Genomic DNA, 19,471 nt, shown 5'->3' with positions numbered 1-19,471 from the left:
AAAAATTTGTTTTCATTTGATACCAACACGTATAAATAATAGGCTGTTTTCGTAAACTTTGTTGCTTTTCGACTGGCCATGAGCTGAACAAAGCACGTGATCGGTTCACGTCACGCTTTAGCGTGTAGCAAGCGTATCGCTTGCCTGACAGTCGAAAAGCTATCGTATCGTAAAGCAACAATCTTTTAAAAAAGAGCCAAAAAATAAAAACTCTCGCCCATGTAAATATAAACTATTTACACAGGGACGAGAGCAACTCGCGGTACCACCCTGATTATGGAACAATGTCCATCACCTTCATTATGCCGTAACGTGGCGAAACGGCAGGTTTTGCCTGCACTTCAGGATTAGCCTTCTGTTGCCCTTCATCTAGAATCTTTTTCAGCCTTCGAAGATTCCTCTCTTATAGATGGTCTGCAACATACTCGATCCGTCATCGTTTTTCTTATTGATTATCTATCGGAAATTATAGACAAGGGAGAAAAAAATGTCAATGCACCCGCGAAAAGTGGGCAATATGTAAGAGCGTTACTTTTAAAATGACAACAATCGGCACTGCTAATATAAGACCGAGTACTCCAGCCATTTCACCACCTGCTAAAAGTGCTAATATAATCACAATCGGGTGCATATGCAAGCTTTTTCCAACAATAAGCGGACTTAATATATTTCCTTCTAAAAACTGCAAGATAAAAACAATGATCATGACAATGATCACTTTTTGTATCGATATCGTCGCGGCAATTAAAACGGCCGGAATTGCCCCGATAATCGGCCCAAAATAAGGGATTACATTCGTCACACCGATTATTAAACCTAAAATTAAAGGATATTTTATATGAAAAACCCATAAGGCAAATGTGGCAAAAAGGGCAATGAGGAGACAAACAAACAGCTGGCCTCGAATATAATTCCCGAGAGATTCATTAACATCATGCAAAAACTTCTTCCCCTCTTGTCTCCATTTTTTTGGTGTGATATACCATATCGCTTTTTTCAATTCTTCTATATCTTTTAGCATATAAAAAACTAAAAAAGGAATCACGGCGAAAATAACGATGTAATCAAAAAAAACACGAAAGCTAGTCAATAAACTCTCTAACAAATTTCCAATTTCCTTCTCAGCATTATGGATAAGCTTTTCAATTCGTTTATGAACATCGTCTGGGAGCTTTGTCGTTTGGTCATGAATACCATCAATCCAGCTTTGATAGGATGCCGTTACCATTGGAATATTTTCTGATAAGTCCTTTGCCTGCTTTAAAAAAATGGGTATTCCTTTATAAAAAGCCAAACCGATTCCACCAAAAAATAAGAGGTAAATAATCAAAATGGACAACGATCTTGGCAGGCCAGAATCATGAAGCTTTTCCACAACAGGATGCAATAAATAGGTAATAAAAACAGCGATCAAAAAGGGAATCAAAATGGCTTTTAACATGACGTAAAATGGCAGCCATAACGTTTTTATTTGCAGAAACATAAATAAACATAAAGAAAATATTAAAACCATTAACAAACGATAAAGCCATTGTTTCTGTCGTTCATTCAACCTGCATCCCTCCTAACCTATATTGTTTTAATCATCTGAAAAATTCATGCATAACGAAAGCCGTAACTTACATTTGCACAAGCTCTTCTTTTTTCCCCATTGATTTTCATTTAAATAGATGTAGTGATATAACCAAAAAATTTGACCATAAATAAAAGCCTTGCATTTAACGCAAGGCTTCATGGAAATGGAGTATTGAAACCTACATACTAATGGTTCGTTCATCATCTGAAAATAAATCGTCCAAGGAACTTAATGTACCATCCTCTTCCACTTGATGGGTAAGTATCGTTCCTTTAGACACGGTTAATTCAATAAAGCAATTCCAACAATAATATTGATTGACACCAATCTTCCCGAGATCCTTACTTTTACAATTAGGACACGCTAACAAAACAAGGACACCTCTTTACTTTTATTCGAGAACAATGACATCTTTGCCGATATTTGCTTGGCACTTGTCAAGTGGGATTGTTTTCGTTCCAACTGTTATATCAGCAAAAAAGCCATCTGTTAGTTCATATGCCATTATTGTGCCCTGTTTTTCGGAAAAATATACATCTTCTAGCAAACCTAGCTTCTCTCCGGAAGCTGATACAATTTCTTTATGAACGAGTGATTTTTTTCCTGTTTGTAAGCGGTATCCTGATCGTGCTTTTGCTTCCTCTAAGTGACAATCATTTTGCACGATGATTCCATCTTGTCCAAATGAACAGATGTCTGATAGCAATATGATTTTATGGCGCTGAAAAAATCCTTTGCTATCTAATAAAAGCCCTTTAACACATCCGGATGACAACACAAGATCTTGAACAAACCCGATCATATTTCCATTTTGATGGTAAACGGGCATTCCTTTGATGTCGGAAAATGTTCGCAAAAAAGTCTCCCACCTTTCCGAACATTATTATTCTGCTTCCTCTTCCATAAAATCATAAGGCGTAATGTTTTCCATCCCAATGTTTGCGTCGTTTACACTAAATGGGAGCTGTTTTTGCAGTTCTTCTAATTCAGTGTTAATCGTTAAGCGCTCTACTAAAGTTGTCTGTCTTTTCAATTCTTCTTTTAGTTCAATTCCTCTTTTCAAGGCCTCTATTTCTCCGCACATGATTAAAAATTGTTTGCTTCTCGTAACGGCTGTATAAATTAAATTTCGTTTTAGCATCCGATAATAGCTCTTTACAATCGGCAAAATGACAATGGGAAACTCGCTTCCTTGCGATTTATGAATCGAACAGCAATACGCATGGGTAAATTGCCCAAAATCTTGTTTCGTATACGTTACTTCAATCCCATCAAAAGAAATGACGATCAAATCTTCTTTTTCCGTATTTTCGCTAGCAAAGAAGATGGAGACAATTTCCCCCATATCGCCATTAAAAACATTGCTCTCTGGCTGATTAACAAGTTGTAACACTTTGTCCCCCACTCGATACGTAACATTCCCATATTGAATTTCCCGTTTATGTTCAGAAGGGGGATTTAAAGTATGCTGAAGCATTTCATTTAATTGATCAATTCCAGCTGCTCCTCGATACATTGGCGCCAACACTTGAATATCTTTTTGTGAGTAGCCTTTTTTCCTAGCATTTTCGACAACTTTTTGAACGACTTCTTTCACTTGTCCTCCGCTGCAGGAAATAAATGAACGATCTCTAGTTGGCGTCAAAATATCTTTTGAAAGCTTTCCTTTGCGTATGTCATGGGCTAATTCAATAATTGATGAACCTTCCGATTGACGATAAATATCTGTTAACCTTACTGTTGGAATGACATTAGCTTTTAACAAATCACTTAACACCTGACCTGGACCTACAGATGGAAGCTGATCTTCATCACCAACTAAGATGACTTGTATCGATGTTGGTAATGCTTTAAAGAGCTGGTTGGCTAGCCAAATATCCACCATAGACACTTCATCAACGATCAATAGTTTGCCGTTAATCGGGTTTTCTTCATCATAATCAAAACCTTCCCCTCCATTCCAGCCAAGTAGCCGATGAATTGTAAACGCTGGTAATCCTGTTGCTTCATTCATTCTTTTCGCCGCTCTTCCTGTCGGAGCAACAAGTAAGATGGGGAACGGCTCATCTTTTTTATAATCGTTCGGATTTAAGGAAATGCCATGTAAATGAGCATAAATTTCTACAATTCCTTTAATAACCGTTGTCTTCCCCGTACCAGGTCCACCCGTTAATAACATCATCGGTGAATGAATGGCAGTTTGAATGGCATCTTTTTGCGTAGATCCATATTGTACATTCATCTTTTCTTCGATACGGCCTAATGCCAGCAAAAAATCCGACTCAGGGAAATAATTCTCAAAATCATCCTGCTCTAAAATTCTTTTTATATTTTTCGCCAGACCTTTTTCGGCAAAATAGAGGGTTGGAATGTAGATTCGATTCTCTTCTTCAATAATTTTTCCTTCCTCTTGTAAAGAAACAAGCTCTCTTTCAATCTCATCTTTTTCAACAGAATCGCTTCCCGCTCGCATTAACAAATGGCTCGTTTTCGTTAAAAGCTGATCTTTCGTTAAATAAACATGACCATCTTGTAAACAATCTTGCTCAATTGTATATAAACACGCAGCCTTTATTCGATCAGGATGATTTCCAGAAATACCAAGTTGTCTACCTAGCTCGTCTGCACGAATAAAACCGATCCCTTCAACATCTTCCACTAGTTGATACGGATTTTTTTGAATAATATTTAAAGTTAAATCTTTATACGTTTGATAGATTTTCATGCCGAGCTGTGGACCGAAACCGAATTGATTTAAAGCAATCATCGTTTGTTCAAGACCTTGATGAGCTTTCAATGCCTCGACTAATGATTTCGCCTTCTCCTTCGTTAATTTTTTCACACGATTTAACACTTTTGGATTTTCTAATATAAGCGAAATAGCTCTTTCACCAAGCTCCTCGACGATCGACTCTGCTGTTTTTTTACCGATCCCTTTAAATAAATCACTTGATAAATATTGAATAACACCTTCCTGTGTTGTAGGGAGTTCTTTCTGATACGCTTCTGCTTGAAATTGCAGACCAAATTTTGGGTGGTTCTTTTTTTGCCCAAAAAATATATACGTTTCGTTGACATTTAGAAGAGGGAAATAACCGGTAACCGTTATTTGTTTTTCCGAGAAATCTTCATTTGTTTCTTCCACTTTGACATTTAAGACGGTAAAAAAGTTTTCTTCATTTTGAAAAACAATATGGCGAATGATTCCTTTTAAGTATGGCTTTTCAGCTTGAAACATATTTAATTGCTCCTCGGTCATTTCCTTCCCTCCTCTAACTGAAATTACGGCTGTTGTTTTTTGGCTTCTTCTATTAGCTTTTTAGCATGGCCTGCTAATAAGTGATCTGGTTGTATATTTAACGCTTTCTCAAACATTTCATGTGCTTTTTCTGTTTTTTCTTCATATGCATAAGCAACTCCTAAATTGTAATAAGCATCTGAATGGTTTTCGTCTAATTGAATCACAAGTTGAAATTGTTTTTTCGCCTCTTCCATTAAACCGGACTGCGCCAAACTAAGTCCATATTGAAACATTGCCTCTATATCATCTTCATTTAACTCGACCGCTCTTTGGAAATACGGTAGAGCTAAACGTGGTTGGTCTAGGTGATTTAAACACATTCCTAACATAAAAAATAAATCGCCATGCTTCAATCCATGCTTCATCGCTTTTTCAAAATAATCTTTAGCTTTTTGAACATTATTTTGATTATAATAAACCGTTCCTAATCCGTAATACGCTGTCGCTGTTGTTTCATTCAGTTCAATCGCCTTTTCGTAAAATCGAATAGCTCTTTCATTTTCATTTAATGCTGCTAATAAATTACCAAAATTCACATAAAAAACAGGCTCTCTTGGATTTTCATCAATTGCTTCAGTAAAATATTTTGCCGCTTCTTCAAATTTTCCTTCCTGCATCGCTTGAATACCGAGCTCATTTTTTGTCATATTCATCACCTTCTTCTTCCGTGTTTCAAGAAAAAACCTCAACGATTATGTTGAGGTTTAACCGACATACCAAAGCTTTTCTCCGTTTTTAAATACTTCATCGATTGTTCCGCCACCGAGACATTCTTCTCCATCGTAAAAGACGACAGCCTGTCCAGGGGTAATAGCGCGAATCGGTTGTTCAAATGTGATGTTTGCTGTTTGGTCATCGATCATGCTGACACGCACTTTGTTGTCAGGCTGACGATAACGAAACTTCGCTGTACATTGAACTTCATGACTTGGAATGTCTCCTGAAACCCAGTTGATGTTTGTTGCGATAATGGCGTCAGAATAAAGCCATTCATTGTCAAATCCTTGTTCAACATATAAAATGTTTTCCTTTAAATTTTTCCCAACAACAAACCAAGGTTCACCGCTTCCACCGATTCCGAGACCGTGCCGTTGTCCAATTGTGTAATACATTAGCCCGTCATGTTTTCCTTTTACTTCACCCGATAATGTTTGCATCTCTCCCGGTTGAGCCGGTAAATATTGACGTAAAAACTCTTTAAAATTCCGTTCACCGATAAAGCATATACCAGTGCTGTCTTTTTTTGCTGCAGTCGCTAAACCAATTTCTTTCGCTATTTGACGAACGCGCTGTTTCTCCAAATGACCAATTGGGAACATGACTTTAGACAGCTGCTTTTGATTTAGCTGATTTAAGAAGTACGTTTGATCTTTGTTTGAATCTTTTCCACGCAACATGCGATATTTTCCATCGCGAAACTCGACTTGTGCATAATGGCCTGTTGCCACGTAATCCGCCCCAAGAGTTAAAGCATGGTCTAAAAAGGCTTTAAATTTGATTTCTTTATTACACATTACATCAGGATTCGGCGTCCTGCCTGCTTTATATTCATCTAAAAAATAAGTGAATACGTTGTCCCAATATTCCTTTTCAAAATTTACTGCATAATAAGGGATGCCGATTTGATTACAGACACGAATGACATCTTGATAATCTTCAGTTGCTGTACAAACACCATTTTCATCCGTATCATCCCAGTTTTTCATAAAGATCCCGATCACTTCATATCCTTGTTGTTTCAGTAAGTAAGCGGCGACAGAAGAATCAACTCCACCAGACATCCCCACAACTACTCGCGTATTTTTCGGGTCTTTCATTTTGGCACCTCCATTTCTAAGATGTAAGTCTTTTAACAATTGAAGAAATTGTTTCAGCAGCTTCTTTTACATTTTCCATATTGTTGCCGTATCCAAAGCTAAAACGAACGGATGAAACGACTTTATTGGAATCTTTTCCAAACATTGCGACTAAAACATGAGATGGTTCAACAGAACCGGCTGTACAAGCTGAGCCGCTAGAAGCAGCAATTCCTGCAAGATCTAAATTCACTAAAAGTGATTCTACATTTGTGCCAGGGAAATAGACATTTAAAATATGTGGAAGACTATGATCGATAGAACCGTTGATCGAAAATGAAACATCGTTTTGTTTAAACGTATCGATCATAATCTGCTTAAACTTCAAAAATTGCTTCTGTTTTTCCTCTCGTCCTCGTTCTGCAATTTCTACAGCTTCAGCAAAACCGACGATTCCATGTACGTTTTCTGTTCCTGCTCTACGCTTTAGCTCTTGTTCTCCACCAAAAAAGAGAGGAGATAACGGAACCCCTTCACGTACATATAAAAAGCCGCTTCCTTTTGGACCATTAATTTTATGGCTGGAAGCAGAAAGCATATCAATTTGGAGAGTATTTACATCAATTGGTAAAATCCCAAATGCTTGTACCGCATCTGTATGAAAATAGGCTTGATGATTCTTTAACAATTCGCCAATTTTTTCGATTGGTTGAATCGAACCAACTTCATTATTTCCATACATAATAGTAACAAGAATGGTATCGTCTCTTAACGCCTGCTGCACGTCATTTACAGATATAAATCCTTTCTCATCAACAGGTAAATAAGTAACATCAAAACCAATTTTCTCTAAATATTGACAAGCATGAAGGACAGCATGATGTTCAATTTCTGTTGTGATAATATGTTGACCTTTATGTTTATTGGCTAAAGCAGCTCCAATGATGGCCATATTATCTGCTTCTGTTCCACCACTTGTAAAAATGATTTCTTTTTCCTTTGCATGAATGGCTTTAGCAACTCTCTCCCTTGCTTCGTCAAGAAAGCGACGGCTTTCTCTGCCAAATGAATGAATGCTTGACGGATTCCCGAACATCTCTTTCATCATTGGAATGATTTTGTCAAACACATTTGGATGGAGTGGAGAGGTCGCGGCATGATCTAAATAAATTCTCTCCATTGTCAACACCTCACAGTCGTCAATAGCCCTCTGTCCATTATATAGATCAAATATAAAACATGTAAGCATCTTGCTCATTATCATCTGTAAAACTTGCTAAATCTTCCAATGTTGTATTGTCTAATACATCTTTAATCGCATCGCGTATTTTAATCCATAAATGGCGTTTCGCTGGCTCTTCATCTTCAATGCCTTCTACTGGTGTAATAGGCCCTTCTAAAACGCGAATAATATCACCAGCTGTAATATTTTGGGGATCTTTTGCTAAAATATAACCTCCATAGGCACCTCGTATACTTTTCACAAGCCTTGCATTTCGCAAAGGAGCTATAAGCTGCTCTAAGTAATGTTCAGACAAATTATGCGCTTGTGCAATGCTTTTCAAAGAGATTGGCCCTTCACCATATTTTTTTGCCAATTCAATCATGATCGTTAATCCGTAGCGACCTTTCGTAGAAATTTTCACATTCCGACACTCCTATTACTAAACATCTTCTTTGAGATTCAATGATCTATATTAAAACGTAATCAAGCAGTGTTACTTTAAACTTTAGATATTATAGCATATTATACTATAATAGAGTATCTTATTAGTTTTTGAAAATAGGTGAGTTGGATGAAACCATTAGCATATCGAATGCGACCTACAAAAATTGAAGATATTATTGGACAAGAACACCTAGTTGGCAAAGGAAAAATAATCGAGCGTATGGTAAGAGCGAAGCATTTAAGTTCAATGATATTGTATGGGCCTCCTGGAATCGGCAAAACCTCCATCGCAACAGCTATTGCTGGAAGTACAAATACGCCGTTTCGCTCATTAAATGCCGTCCTTCACAATAAAAAAGATATGGAAATCGTTGTCGAAGAAGCGAAAATGTCAGGGCATATTATTCTTATTTTAGACGAAGTTCATCGATTGGATAAAGCAAAACAAGATTTTCTTTTACCTCATTTAGAGAATGGTATGATTATTCTCATTGGAGCAACGACAAGCAATCCTTATCATGCCATCAATCCAGCTATTCGAAGCCGATGTCAAATTTTTGAGCTAAAACCATTAACACCTACTCAAATTGGAGTCGCCTTGAAACGGGCTTTAACGGATAAGCGTGGCCTTAAAGATTATCATGTGCAAATATCAGAGGATGCATTAAACCACATCGCAAACAGCTGCGGCGGAGATGTTCGTAGTGCATTAAATGCTTTGGAGCTATCTGTATTATCAACGGAGCCGAACGAAGAAAATCAAATTGTTCTGACCTTAGAAACGGTTGAAGAATGTGTTCAAAAGAAAAGCTTTGTTCACGATAAAGACGGAGATAGCCATTACGACGTTTTATCAGCTTTTCAAAAATCGATTCGGGGATCTGATGTTAATGCTGCCCTTCACTATTTAGCACGTTTAATCGAAGCTGGTGATTTACATTCGATTGCTCGAAGACTCATTGTCATCGCCTACGAAGATATCGGTTTAGCTAATCCACAAGCTGGAGCGCGAACGCTTGCCGCCATTGAAGCAGCTGAAAGAGTTGGGTTTCCAGAGGCGCGAATTCCTCTTGCCAATGCGGTGATCGAATTATGCTTATCCCCGAAATCAAATTCAGCATATAAAGCCATTGATAAAGCTCTTTCTGATTTACGAAATGGTTATACGGGAGAAATACCAGTTCATTTGCGTGATGCCCATTATAAAGGGGCAAAACAACTCGGACGCGGCATTGATTATTTATATCCTCACGACTATGAGAATGGGTGGGTAAAACAACAATATTTACCAGACAAAATAAAAAATCGAAAATATTTTGAACCGAAAAAAACAGGAAAATTCGAACAAGCTTTAGCTAGCATTTATGAAAAAATAGAAAAATCACCTTAATTGGGAGACGTTTATTCATACATGAATACGTAAAGAGAGGCGTATACGGTGAGGTCTGACACAGATCATATACGCCTCTCTTTTTATTCTTGATGGACAGGTTAAATTTAACGTTCATCAGAAACCCGTTGAATTTTGACATCTTTTAACAATTCATTAATAACATAAGAAGCCATGATTAAACCAGCAACAGATGGAACGAACGCATTAGAGGAAGGCGGCATTTTTGCTTTCCGAATGGTTGCTTCGTCGTTGCCAACTTCTTTTCGAACCTCTTCACGAATCACGATTGGGCTCTCATCAGAAAAAACGACTTTCATTCCTTTGCGAATCCCTTCTTTACGTAGTTTTGTCCGAATAACTTTCGCAATTGGATCTGTATGTGTTTGTGAAATATCAGCAATTTTAAAGCGAGTTGGATCGGTTTTATTTGCCGCTCCCATACTAGAAATAATCGGGATCTTTCGTTTTAAGCATTCTTTCATTAAATGAATTTTGTAGCTGATCGTATCAGAAGCATCAATAACAAAATCTGGTTTGTAGCTAAAAAATGTTTCATATGTTTCTTCTGTATAAAACATTTTTAAGGCAATGACTTCACATTCTGGGTTGATATCAGCAATTCGCTCTTTCATTAAATCTACTTTTGGCTTTCCAATGGTTGATAATAGAGCGTGAATTTGGCGATTAATATTCGTAATATCCACATCATCTTTATCAACTAAAATGAGCCGACCGACGCCAGAACGGGCAAGCGCTTCAACAGCAAAAGAACCAACACCCCCGACGCCAAGTACGGCGACAGAGCTACCTTTTAATATATTTAAACCTTCTTTACCAATTGCAAGTTCATTTCTCGAAAATTGATGCAACAAAGAAATCACTCCATTTGTTTGTTTCTCGCAAGGGGCATTTCCTTAATAAAGGATAGCTTATCAGTATCCTAAAAAGCAAGTATTTCTATAAAGAAACATCGTTATTTTTCACTTAAACGTATGAACATCTCAAGGAGGATTTTCGATTCCTTATGAAAATGAAAAAAGGTTTAGAACGAACCAACATGTAGATTCGTCTAAACCATTCATTTCATCATATAAAAAGAAGTCCCAATTGTGCCGTCGCCATTTCCTTCGTTTTGATCCCGCTCTCAGCAGGTGGGTGTCCTGCTTCAAGCTTTGTAAGTCCTCTATTCGAATGTGAGGCATTTACTACACTTGAAAACTCCGGACTCCCATTTTTAAAGTTGTTCGGTCAAAACAAGGTGTACGACGTACACATCAGGACTTTTTTCGTTGAGAAAAGGATACCATATGAAAAGCATGTTTTCAAGTAACATGCGATGGAAATTATTCCTCTTCCTTATGATGAATTGACAAGTGAAGCTCTTGCAGCTGTTCTTCACTTACTTCACTTGGAGCATCTGTTAATAAGCAGCTGGCACTTGCTGTTTTTGGAAAAGCAATCGTATCGCGGAGATTGCTTCTACCAGCTAGCAGCATAACAAGTCGATCTAAACCGAATGCAATCCCTCCATGAGGTGGTGTGCCGTATTCAAAAGCTTCCAATAAGAAACCAAATTGCGCTTTTGCTTCTTCTTCCGTAAATCCGAGCAATTTCAACATTTTTTCTTGAATTTCTTTTTCAAAAATACGGATGGATCCTCCACCAAGTTCATATCCGTTTAAAACTAAATCATACGCTTGGGCACGCATTTTGGTTGGATCTGTTTCGAAATGTGCAATATCCTCTCTAACCGGCATTGTAAATGGATGATGGAGGGCGTAATAACGTTTTTCTTCCTCATCATACTCAACAAGAGGCCAATCGATAATCCAGAGAAAATTATATTTATTTTCGTCGATTAAGCCAAGTTCTTTTCCAAGCTTTAATCGAAGAGCACCAAGAGAATCCGCTACAACATCCTTTTGGTCAGCGACAAATAATAATAGGTCTCCAGCTTCTGCTTCTAATATATCTCTTAACCCATTTTGTTCCTCTTCCGTAAAGAATTTCGCAATTGGACCTTTTAGCTCTTCTTCTTCAACTTTTAACCAGGCGAGGCCTTTTGCACCATAAATATTGACAAATTCCGTTAATGAATCAATATCTTTACGGGAATATTGTTCAGCTTTTCCTTTAACATTAATCGCCTTTACCTGTCCCCCATTTTGAACGGTGCCACTAAACACTTTGAAACTAGAATCTTTGACCACTTCTGAAACATCCACAAGTTCCATTTCAAAACGTGTATCTGGTTTATCAGAACCAAAACGAGCGATCGCTTCATCATAGGTCAAGCGCGGGAACGGTAATGGAATATCGATACCTTTTACTTCCTTTAAAAGTCGTGCCATCATATTCTCCATCATGGACATAATATCCTCTTGGCTCATAAAGGACATTTCAATGTCAACTTGTGTAAATTCCGGCTGTCTATCAGCACGTAAGTCCTCATCACGGAAACAGCGTGCAATTTGATAATAACGATCAAATCCTGATACCATTAGCAATTGCTTAAATATTTGCGGTGATTGTGGCAATGCATAAAATTCTCCTTCATGGACACGTGAAGGAACAAGATAGTCCCGAGCACCTTCTGGTGTACTTTTTGTTAAGATCGGTGTTTCCACGTCAATAAATCCATGTTTGTCTAAAAAGTTTCGAATCGATTTTGTCACTTCATGACGCATTTTTAACGTTTCAAACATAACTGGGCGACGTAAATCCAGATAACGATACTTTAAACGTACATCTTCCGATACATCTGTTCCTTTCAAATCATTAATGGAAAAAGGCGGAGTTTTTGAGCTGTTTAAAATCGTCACTTCTTCGACAACGACTTCAACTTTCCCTGTTTTAATATTAGGATTAATCGTTTCCTCTGACCGTGCGACAACCTTCCCTTTTACATCCAAAACAAACTCATTGCGGATTTTTTCCGCTACTTCCAATGCAGCCTTTGAAACATCTGGATTAAATACAATTTGCACGATACCTGAACGATCTCTTAAATCAATAAAAATAAGCCCGCCTAAATCACGACGCTTCCCAACCCAACCTTTTAATATAACTTCTTCACCAACCATTTTTTCAGAAATTTCACCACAATAATAAGATCGGCCAAACATTTTTTCCTCTCCTTTATAAACGTTCTTTTATAAATGTTGATAATTGATTTAGCTGTACTTCTTCTTGAATACCTGACTCCATATTTTTGACGTTTGCTGCACCTTTTTCTAGCTCATTCTCTCCAATAATGATGACATATTTGGCTTGCAGACGATCTGCAGCTTTAAGCTGTGCTTTCATTTTTTTATTTTCATAGTCTTTTTCGGCAGACACGCCATGATCTCGCAGATCCTTCAAAATTGCAACAGAGCGGTCTTTCGCTTTTTCGCCAAGTGTGACGATATAGCAGTCGATTCCTTTTGACGTAGGCAGCTCTACCCCTTCTGATTCAAGGGCGGCCAACAACCGTTCAATACTTAAAGCAAAGCCTATTCCTGGTGTATTCGGCCCGCCCATTTCTTCAACTAAACCATTATAACGGCCACCGCCGCATAAAGTAGTGATAGCTCCAAATCCTTCAGCGTTGCTCATAATTTCAAAGGCGGTATGATTGTAATAATCTAATCCGCGCACTAGATTTGAATCCACTTCATATTCAATCCCTAAATCGTCTAAATAAGATAACACCTTTTGGAAGTATGCTTTCGATTCCTCGTTTAAATAATCGATAATGGACGGAGCCGATTGCATTAATTCGTGTTCACGATCTTTTTTACAATCTAATATTCGAAGTGGGTTTTGACGAAAACGTGTTTGGCAATCTGTGCAAAATTCACCAATTCGATTCTCGAAATGCTGAATAAGAGCTTCACGGTGAGCGGTTCTGCTTTCTTGATCTCCAAGACTATTAATGACAAGCTTTAATTTTTTTAGTCCAAGAGAGCGATAAAAATCCCATGCTAGCGCAATGACCTCAGCATCTATTGCAGGATCGCTTGAGCCAAGAGCTTCCACACCAAACTGCACAAACTGGCGAAAACGACCAGATTGTGGACGTTCATAGCGAAACATTGGACCTATGTAATAAAGCTTCACAGGTTGAATCGGATGAGCATACATTTTATTTTCGACAAATGAACGAACCGCTGCTGCTGTCCCTTCCGGTCGTAATGTCAAGCTTCTTCCTTTTCGATCTTCAAATGTATACATTTCTTTTTGGACAACATCTGTCGTTTGTCCGACACTTCGCAAAAATAATTCTGTATGTTCAAAAATTGGAGTTCGAATTTCTTGATATTGATATAATCGACAAATTTCTCTTGCAGTTTTTTCAATATATTGCCATTTCCCCACAACATTAGGCAATATATCTTGTGTCCCTCTCGGAATTTGAAACGTCATAACTTCTCTCCTCCATCAAGTGTAATATTTAGATCGGTATATGTATGAAACGAAGCAAAAAACTCCCGTCCCTACTTAATTGTAGGGACGAGAGCCTGTCTCCCGTGGTACCACCCTAATTGAAGCAAATAGCTTCCACTTCTACAAATAACGCCTGCAGCGTTCACCTCCTACTGGCAAAAAGCGTTCAGAGGGAAACCTAAGGAGTGTTCTTCGTTAAGTCATCATGTGGAAAAGCTTCCAGCCTTAGACTTCTCCTCTCTGTCCATGTGTCATCTTAACTACTTTTCTCCTTTAACGGTTGTCTATAATTCATTTTCTAGAATTTTATATTATCATAAGTATATGAATTTTGTCATGTCAAGTTCTATTTAAAACGACGTTTTCCTTTTTTTAAATCTTGTGAAGTTAATCCGTATTCACTTGCAAATTCATATGGAACCTCTTCTTCATACAATGCCCAATCATGTTTTAAAAAACCTAATTCACAACTCTTCAAACCTGTCTTCTCGTGTTTTCTGCTATAGCGCATGACGCTCTCCTTTCTATTCAAAATTCTTATATTATTTTTTCCTTTTTTTAAAAAAACATTTCAAATTTCATTAAAAACTGACGATATCACTAAAGAGAGGGTGATGAAAGCATCTGGAAAGAAAGGAGTGTTACGGTGTCGAAAAAACTTTTATGGAAAACACTTTTGATGCTCACTATACTCGCCGGTTCAGTTTTTCCGACGTCTTTTCATGTCCACGCTGAGACAGAAACAGCAACCGTTCTTGGAAGCTCTGTCAACATCCGAACAGGTCCAGGCTTAAGTTACCCTGTTCAATCATCCGCAAAGTACGGAGAAACCTATGAGATAATTGACTCGCAAGGAGATTGGGTCAAAATCAAATTAAAAAATGGCGCAAGCGGCTGGATTGCCGACTGGCTCGTATCCAAAAAAACACTCCCATCATCTGATGAGTCTCTTGGAGAAGTATCTTCCATTGCAACAGGACTTAGAATCCGTTCGGGCCCCGGAACGAGTTTTCAAATTATTGGAAAATTTAATAAAGGTGAAAAAGCGAAAGCTCTTCTAAAACAAGGAAATTGGGTCAAAATTTCATATAAAGGAACAACCGGTTGGGTATATGGTTCATACATAGCATTTTCAAAATCAAGTAAGAATCATTCCACTAATCCGAAAACAGGTACAATTTTGGCAAATGCTTTAAATGTCAGAACAAAACCTACAACAAAATCGAGCATTATCGGTAAGCTATATAAAAATGAACAAGTATCGATTGTGAATCAACAAGGGGATTGGTATCAAATTCAATACAAAAATCAAACAGCATGGGTACATAAAGATTTTGTTAAAACAGCGACAAGTTCATCTAATTCCACAACCGGAAGCGTGAAAACTGGAGTCGTTACGGCAAGTGCTTTAAATGTACGCGATCAGTCCTCTTTAAATGGAAAAATTATTGGCAGTGTCAAAAAAGGAACAAAGGTGTCCATCTTAAATGAAGTGAACAATTGGTATGAAATCAAGCTGGATCATCAGCGTACGGGATGGATAGCTGGCTGGTATGTCAGTTTAGAAGAACAAAGCAAAAGTACAGTTCAAACAGTTACTCTTCTATATAATGGAACAAACCTGAGAAGCGGGCCTTCCACATCTTATAAAGTGATTGCAAGAGGTAATAAGGGAGATCAATTCTCGGTTACGGAGAAAGTTGGGCAATGGTATAAAATTCAGCTTGCTCATCATCGTGAAGCTTATGTTGCAGGTTGGATTGTGACGACAGGTGATAATACACAAGATTTTAACAACCAAAGAAATCAGCCTCTTCAAAATAAGAAAATCATTCTCGATCCAGGTCACGGCGGCTATGATAGCGGCACAATCGGTTCGAAAGGAACGCTTGAAAAACATCTTACCTTAAAAACAGCTAAGCTGCTTTACCAAAAACTAAATGCCACAGGTGCTAAAGTAACATTGACACGAAGTGATGATACCTATATTAGTCTCAATTCGCGCGTCTATATGTCAAATTATCATAAAGCTGATGCTTTTATTAGCATTCATTACGACAGTTCCATCTATACATCAGCTTCAGGATTAACCGCTTATTATTATCATTCATCAAAAGATAAAAAGTTGGCTTCAACGATTCATCAGCAATTAGTAAAAAATACGAAACTGCGAGACCGTGGTGTCAAATATGGTAACTTTCATGTCCTTCGTGAAAACAGTCGACCGGCCACATTACTTGAACTCGGCTTTTTAAGCAATCCAACCGAAGAATGGACGGTTACAACAAATGCTTATCAAGAGCAAGCAACACAAGCCATTTATAATGGACTTGTTCAATACTTTCAATGAAGAAAAAGACCATTCGCAAGCGAATGGTCTTAGTTTGTAGACAAAGTTTTCATATAACGAATTTAAAACTCATGTCTCGAGGCACGAGCCCGATGAGGAGCGTAGTTACCAAGTACGGTAATGAAGCGCGATGCGGGCGGAGTAACAAAGAATGCAAGCGTTTGTCAACAGTCTGAGTCCATTCGCATGTGCGAATGGACTTTTTTATTAGCTATCCACAATAAGTGTCACGGGGCCAACATTTGTAAACGACACGTCCATCATTGCACCGAATTGACCTGTTTCAACATGAATTCCTTTTTCCCTCAGCTTGTCATTGAATTTTTGATAGAGGTAGAGCGCCTGATCAGGCTTTGCTGCTTGCATGTAATTTGGCCTTCTCCCTTTTCGGCAATCTCCGTAAAGGGTGAACTGAGACACAGACAAAATTTTTCCATTCACGTCTAATAAGGAATGATTCATTTTTCCTGACTCATCTTCAAAAATACGTAAATTCGCTACTTTATCAGCTAAAAATTCAGCATCTTTTTCCTCATCATTGTGCGTGACTCCTACAAGAACCATGAGCCCATGATCGATTTCTCCTATAACTTCTCCTTCCACTACTACTTTGGCATTTTTAGCCCTTTGCACAACTACTCTCATGTTAACGTTCCTTTCTAATTCATCATTCTCCGCACTGAATATATATCTGAAATTTGTTTGATTCGTTCCACCACTTTATGAAGGTGGTTTATATTTTGGATCGAAATAGCCATATGAATGGTTGCAACTTTGTTTCGGTCTGAACGTCCTGAAACGGAAGAAATATTCGTTTTTGTTTCGTTAACAGCCTGAAGCACTTCATTTAAAAGTCCTCTACGGTCATAGCCTAATATTTCAATTTCCACGTTATATTCTTTTCGGCCTTGTAGTTGATTTTCCCATTCCACTTCAATTAAGCGTTCTTGTGCTTCATCTTTTAACACGTTTGGACAATCGGTACGGTGAACAGATACACCTCGACCTTTTGTAATATAACCTACAATATCATCTCCAGGGACAGGGTTGCAACAACGGGATAAACGAACTAATAAATTATCAATCCCTTTAACAGATACACCAGCATCCCGTTTTTTCGCTGGAAGTTGACGAACCTCCTGAACAACTTCTTCGATATTTTTTTCCTGTTGTTCAAGATGTCGTTTTTTTCTTAACTTTTCTGTTAGACGATTAGCAACTTGAAGAGCTGTAATGCCATTATATCCAACAGCAGCATACATATCTTCCTCACTAGGAAAATTGAACTTTTCTGCAACTCGTTTAATATTTTCAGCTGTTAACACTTCTTTTACATCAAAATCCATTGATTTGATTTCTTTTTCGATTAATTCTTTACCTTTTTCAACATTTTCTTCGCGGCGCTGCTTTTTAAAAAATTGACGAATCTTATTTTTCGCTTGGGAAGTTTGCGCAAGCTTCAACCAATCTTGGCTCGGTCCATATGAATGCTTCGATGTTAATATTTCCACAATATCCCCTGTTTTCAGCTTATAATCAAGGGGAACCATTTTCCCATTCACTTTTGCGCCAATGGTTTTATTTCCGATTTCAGAATGAATTCGATAGGCAAAATCAATCGGAACAGAACCAGACGGAAGTTCGATCACATCGCCTTTTGGTGTGAAGACAAATACCATGTCGGAAAATAAATCAATCTTTAAAGACTCCATAAACTCCTCAGCGTTCGTAGAGTCATTTTGAAATTCTAAAATTTCCCTAAACCAACTAAGCTTTTTTTCAAAAGCTGACTGTTCCTGTGCACTTTTCCCTTCTTTGTATGCCCAATGAGCCGCAATTCCGTATTCGGCAATTTCATGCATTTCGAACGTGCGAATTTGGACTTCTAATGGATCTCCTTTTGGACCAATAACGGTCGTATGAAGAGATTGATACATATTCGGCTTCGGCATCGCAATATAATCTTTAAATCTCCCTGGCATAGGCTTCCAACAAGTATGGATAATGCCTAAAACAGCATAGCAATCTTTAATGCTATGAACAATGATGCGAACAGCAAGCAAATCATAAATTTCGTTGAATTGCTTATTTTGCAGCACCATTTTTCGATAAATCGAATATATATGCTTTGGACGGCCAGATAACTCAGCTTTTATATTGACTTCGTCGATTCTTTTTTTCAAATCTTCAATGACTTCTTCAACATACTGTTCTCGCTCCGCACGCTTTTTCTTCATTAAATTTACGATACGATAATATTGCTGCGGATTTAAATATCGTAAAGACGTATCTTCAAGCTCCCATTTAATTTTGGAAATCCCAAGCCGATGGGCAAGCGGTGCAAATATTTCTAACGTTTCATTAGCAATTCGACGCTGCTTCTCTTGTGGAAGATGCTTTAATGTCCGCATATTGTGCAAACGATCGGCTAGCTTAATTAAGATGACACGAATATCCTGGGCCATTGCTACAAACATTTTTCGATGATTTTCTGCTTGCTGCTCTTCCTTTGATTTATATTTTATTTTACCAAGCTTTGTCACACCATCTACTAGCATGGCCACTTCTTCATTAAACGCTTCTCTCAAATCCTCAAAGGTTATATCCGTATCTTCCACCACATCATGTAAAAATCCACCAGAAATTGTAGCAGGATCCATTTCTAACTCAACAAGAATCCCAGCCACTTGAATAGGATGGATAATGTATGGCTCTCCCGATTTACGGAATTGACCTTCATGAGCTTTTTTGGCAAATATATAAGCTTTTTTAATAAAGTCTATATCTTCATCTGAAAGGTACGTACTAGCCTTTTCAAAAACTTGTTCAGCTGTGAGTACTTGTTCGTTCGCCATGGAATCACCTTTTAATTCAAATTTCATCATAAATCGTTGAATGTCACCAAAGACCTACTTTTACATGTTATTGCTTTTATTATTAATAAAATTGCCATATGTG

The 19,471-nt window shown here is 37.8% G+C and carries 16 protein-coding genes, 1 other RNA gene and 1 other annotated feature; of the genes, 2 read left to right on the top strand and 15 right to left on the bottom strand.

Going from position 1 to position 19,471, the window contains the following annotated elements; translation table 11 throughout:
* Window positions 1-490: 490 nt before the first annotated feature.
* The 8 genes from J2S06_RS01580 to cymR form a co-directional block, all read right to left on the bottom strand.
* The gene (locus tag J2S06_RS01580) at window positions 491-1,552 is read right to left on the bottom strand and encodes an AI-2E family transporter (protein WP_419151075.1); all 1,062 of its coding nucleotides are present in this window, start codon (window positions 1,550-1,552) and stop codon (window positions 491-493) included.
* 202 nt (window positions 1,553-1,754) lie between these two features.
* Window positions 1,755-1,946 (bottom strand): hypothetical protein, encoded by a 192-nt coding sequence (locus tag J2S06_RS01575; RefSeq protein ID WP_044896224.1) that lies wholly within the window; start codon window positions 1,944-1,946, stop codon window positions 1,755-1,757.
* 21 nt (window positions 1,947-1,967) lie between these two features.
* Window positions 1,968-2,432, bottom strand: coding sequence for a PRC-barrel domain-containing protein (locus tag J2S06_RS01570; protein ID WP_419151074.1), 465 nt, complete (start codon window positions 2,430-2,432; stop codon window positions 1,968-1,970).
* A 27-nt stretch (window positions 2,433-2,459) separates the two neighbouring features.
* Entirely contained in the window at window positions 2,460-4,835 is a 2,376-nt protein-coding gene (gene recD2, locus J2S06_RS01565) for an SF1B family DNA helicase RecD2 (RefSeq protein ID WP_419151073.1), read from the bottom strand.
* Window positions 4,836-4,858: 23 nt separating this feature from the next.
* Window positions 4,859-5,524, bottom strand: a complete 666-nt coding sequence (locus tag J2S06_RS01560; protein WP_419151072.1) for a tetratricopeptide repeat protein — start codon at window positions 5,522-5,524, stop codon at window positions 4,859-4,861.
* 57 nt (window positions 5,525-5,581) lie between these two features.
* Window positions 5,582-6,694 (bottom strand): tRNA 2-thiouridine(34) synthase MnmA, encoded by a 1,113-nt coding sequence (gene mnmA, locus J2S06_RS01555; protein WP_419151071.1) that lies wholly within the window; start codon window positions 6,692-6,694, stop codon window positions 5,582-5,584.
* Between the two features lie 16 nt (window positions 6,695-6,710).
* Entirely contained in the window at window positions 6,711-7,853 is a 1,143-nt protein-coding gene (locus J2S06_RS01550; RefSeq protein WP_419151070.1) for a cysteine desulfurase family protein, read from the bottom strand.
* Between the two features lie 46 nt (window positions 7,854-7,899).
* A complete protein-coding gene (cymR, locus tag J2S06_RS01545) occupies window positions 7,900-8,319 on the bottom strand; it encodes a cysteine metabolism transcriptional regulator CymR (protein WP_044896218.1) in 420 nt (139 codons plus the stop codon).
* Window positions 8,320-8,469: 150 nt separating this feature from the next.
* Here cymR and J2S06_RS01540 point away from each other — a divergent pair, with 150 nt between their 5' ends.
* On the top strand, window positions 8,470-9,732 hold the full coding sequence (locus J2S06_RS01540) for a replication-associated recombination protein A (protein ID WP_044896217.1): 1,263 nt from the start codon (window positions 8,470-8,472) through the stop codon (window positions 9,730-9,732).
* Window positions 9,733-9,839: 107 nt separating this feature from the next.
* Here the strand turns inward: J2S06_RS01540 and J2S06_RS01535 are convergent, their stop codons facing one another.
* The 5 genes from J2S06_RS01535 to J2S06_RS01515 all read right to left on the bottom strand — a co-directional run bounded on the left by J2S06_RS01535 (window position 9,840) and on the right by J2S06_RS01515 (window position 14,674).
* The gene (locus J2S06_RS01535; protein WP_044896216.1) at window positions 9,840-10,607 is read right to left on the bottom strand and encodes a tRNA threonylcarbamoyladenosine dehydratase; all 768 of its coding nucleotides are present in this window, start codon (window positions 10,605-10,607) and stop codon (window positions 9,840-9,842) included.
* Between the two features lie 224 nt (window positions 10,608-10,831).
* Window positions 10,832-11,019, bottom strand: a non-coding RNA gene (ssrS, locus tag J2S06_RS01530) — 6S RNA.
* 59 nt (window positions 11,020-11,078) lie between these two features.
* Window positions 11,079-12,860 (bottom strand): aspartate--tRNA ligase, encoded by a 1,782-nt coding sequence (gene aspS / locus J2S06_RS01525; RefSeq protein WP_044896215.1) that lies wholly within the window; start codon window positions 12,858-12,860, stop codon window positions 11,079-11,081.
* A gap of 13 nt (window positions 12,861-12,873) precedes the next feature.
* Entirely contained in the window at window positions 12,874-14,142 is a 1,269-nt protein-coding gene (gene hisS / locus J2S06_RS01520; RefSeq protein WP_044896214.1) for a histidine--tRNA ligase, read from the bottom strand.
* An 80-nt stretch (window positions 14,143-14,222) separates the two neighbouring features.
* Window positions 14,223-14,449: a binding site (T-box leader), on the bottom strand.
* Window positions 14,450-14,509: 60 nt separating this feature from the next.
* Window positions 14,510-14,674, bottom strand: a complete 165-nt coding sequence (locus tag J2S06_RS01515; protein ID WP_160299183.1) for a hypothetical protein — start codon at window positions 14,672-14,674, stop codon at window positions 14,510-14,512.
* 135 nt (window positions 14,675-14,809) lie between these two features.
* Between J2S06_RS01515 and J2S06_RS01510 the strand changes: the two genes are divergently transcribed.
* Window positions 14,810-16,513: an SH3 domain-containing protein gene (locus J2S06_RS01510; RefSeq protein WP_419151069.1), complete on the top strand. Its 1,704-nt coding sequence runs from the start codon at window positions 14,810-14,812 to the stop codon at window positions 16,511-16,513.
* 207 nt (window positions 16,514-16,720) lie between these two features.
* On the opposite strand, the gene dtd is transcribed toward J2S06_RS01510, so the two are convergent.
* Window positions 16,721-17,158: a D-aminoacyl-tRNA deacylase gene (dtd, locus tag J2S06_RS01505; RefSeq protein ID WP_044896213.1), complete on the bottom strand. Its 438-nt coding sequence runs from the start codon at window positions 17,156-17,158 to the stop codon at window positions 16,721-16,723.
* Between the two features lie 14 nt (window positions 17,159-17,172).
* Window positions 17,173-19,368: a RelA/SpoT family protein gene (locus J2S06_RS01500; protein WP_419151441.1), complete on the bottom strand. Its 2,196-nt coding sequence runs from the start codon at window positions 19,366-19,368 to the stop codon at window positions 17,173-17,175.
* Window positions 19,369-19,471: the final 103 nt, after the last annotated feature.

The sequence above is a fragment of the Bacillus alveayuensis genome (assembly GCA_030812955.1).
In the GTDB taxonomy this organism is placed as follows: domain Bacteria; phylum Bacillota; class Bacilli; order Bacillales; family Aeribacillaceae; genus Bacillus_CB; species Bacillus_CB alveayuensis.
The sequence above is the reverse complement of the archived record's forward strand: the minus strand, read 5'-3'. Positions and strand labels throughout refer to the sequence as shown.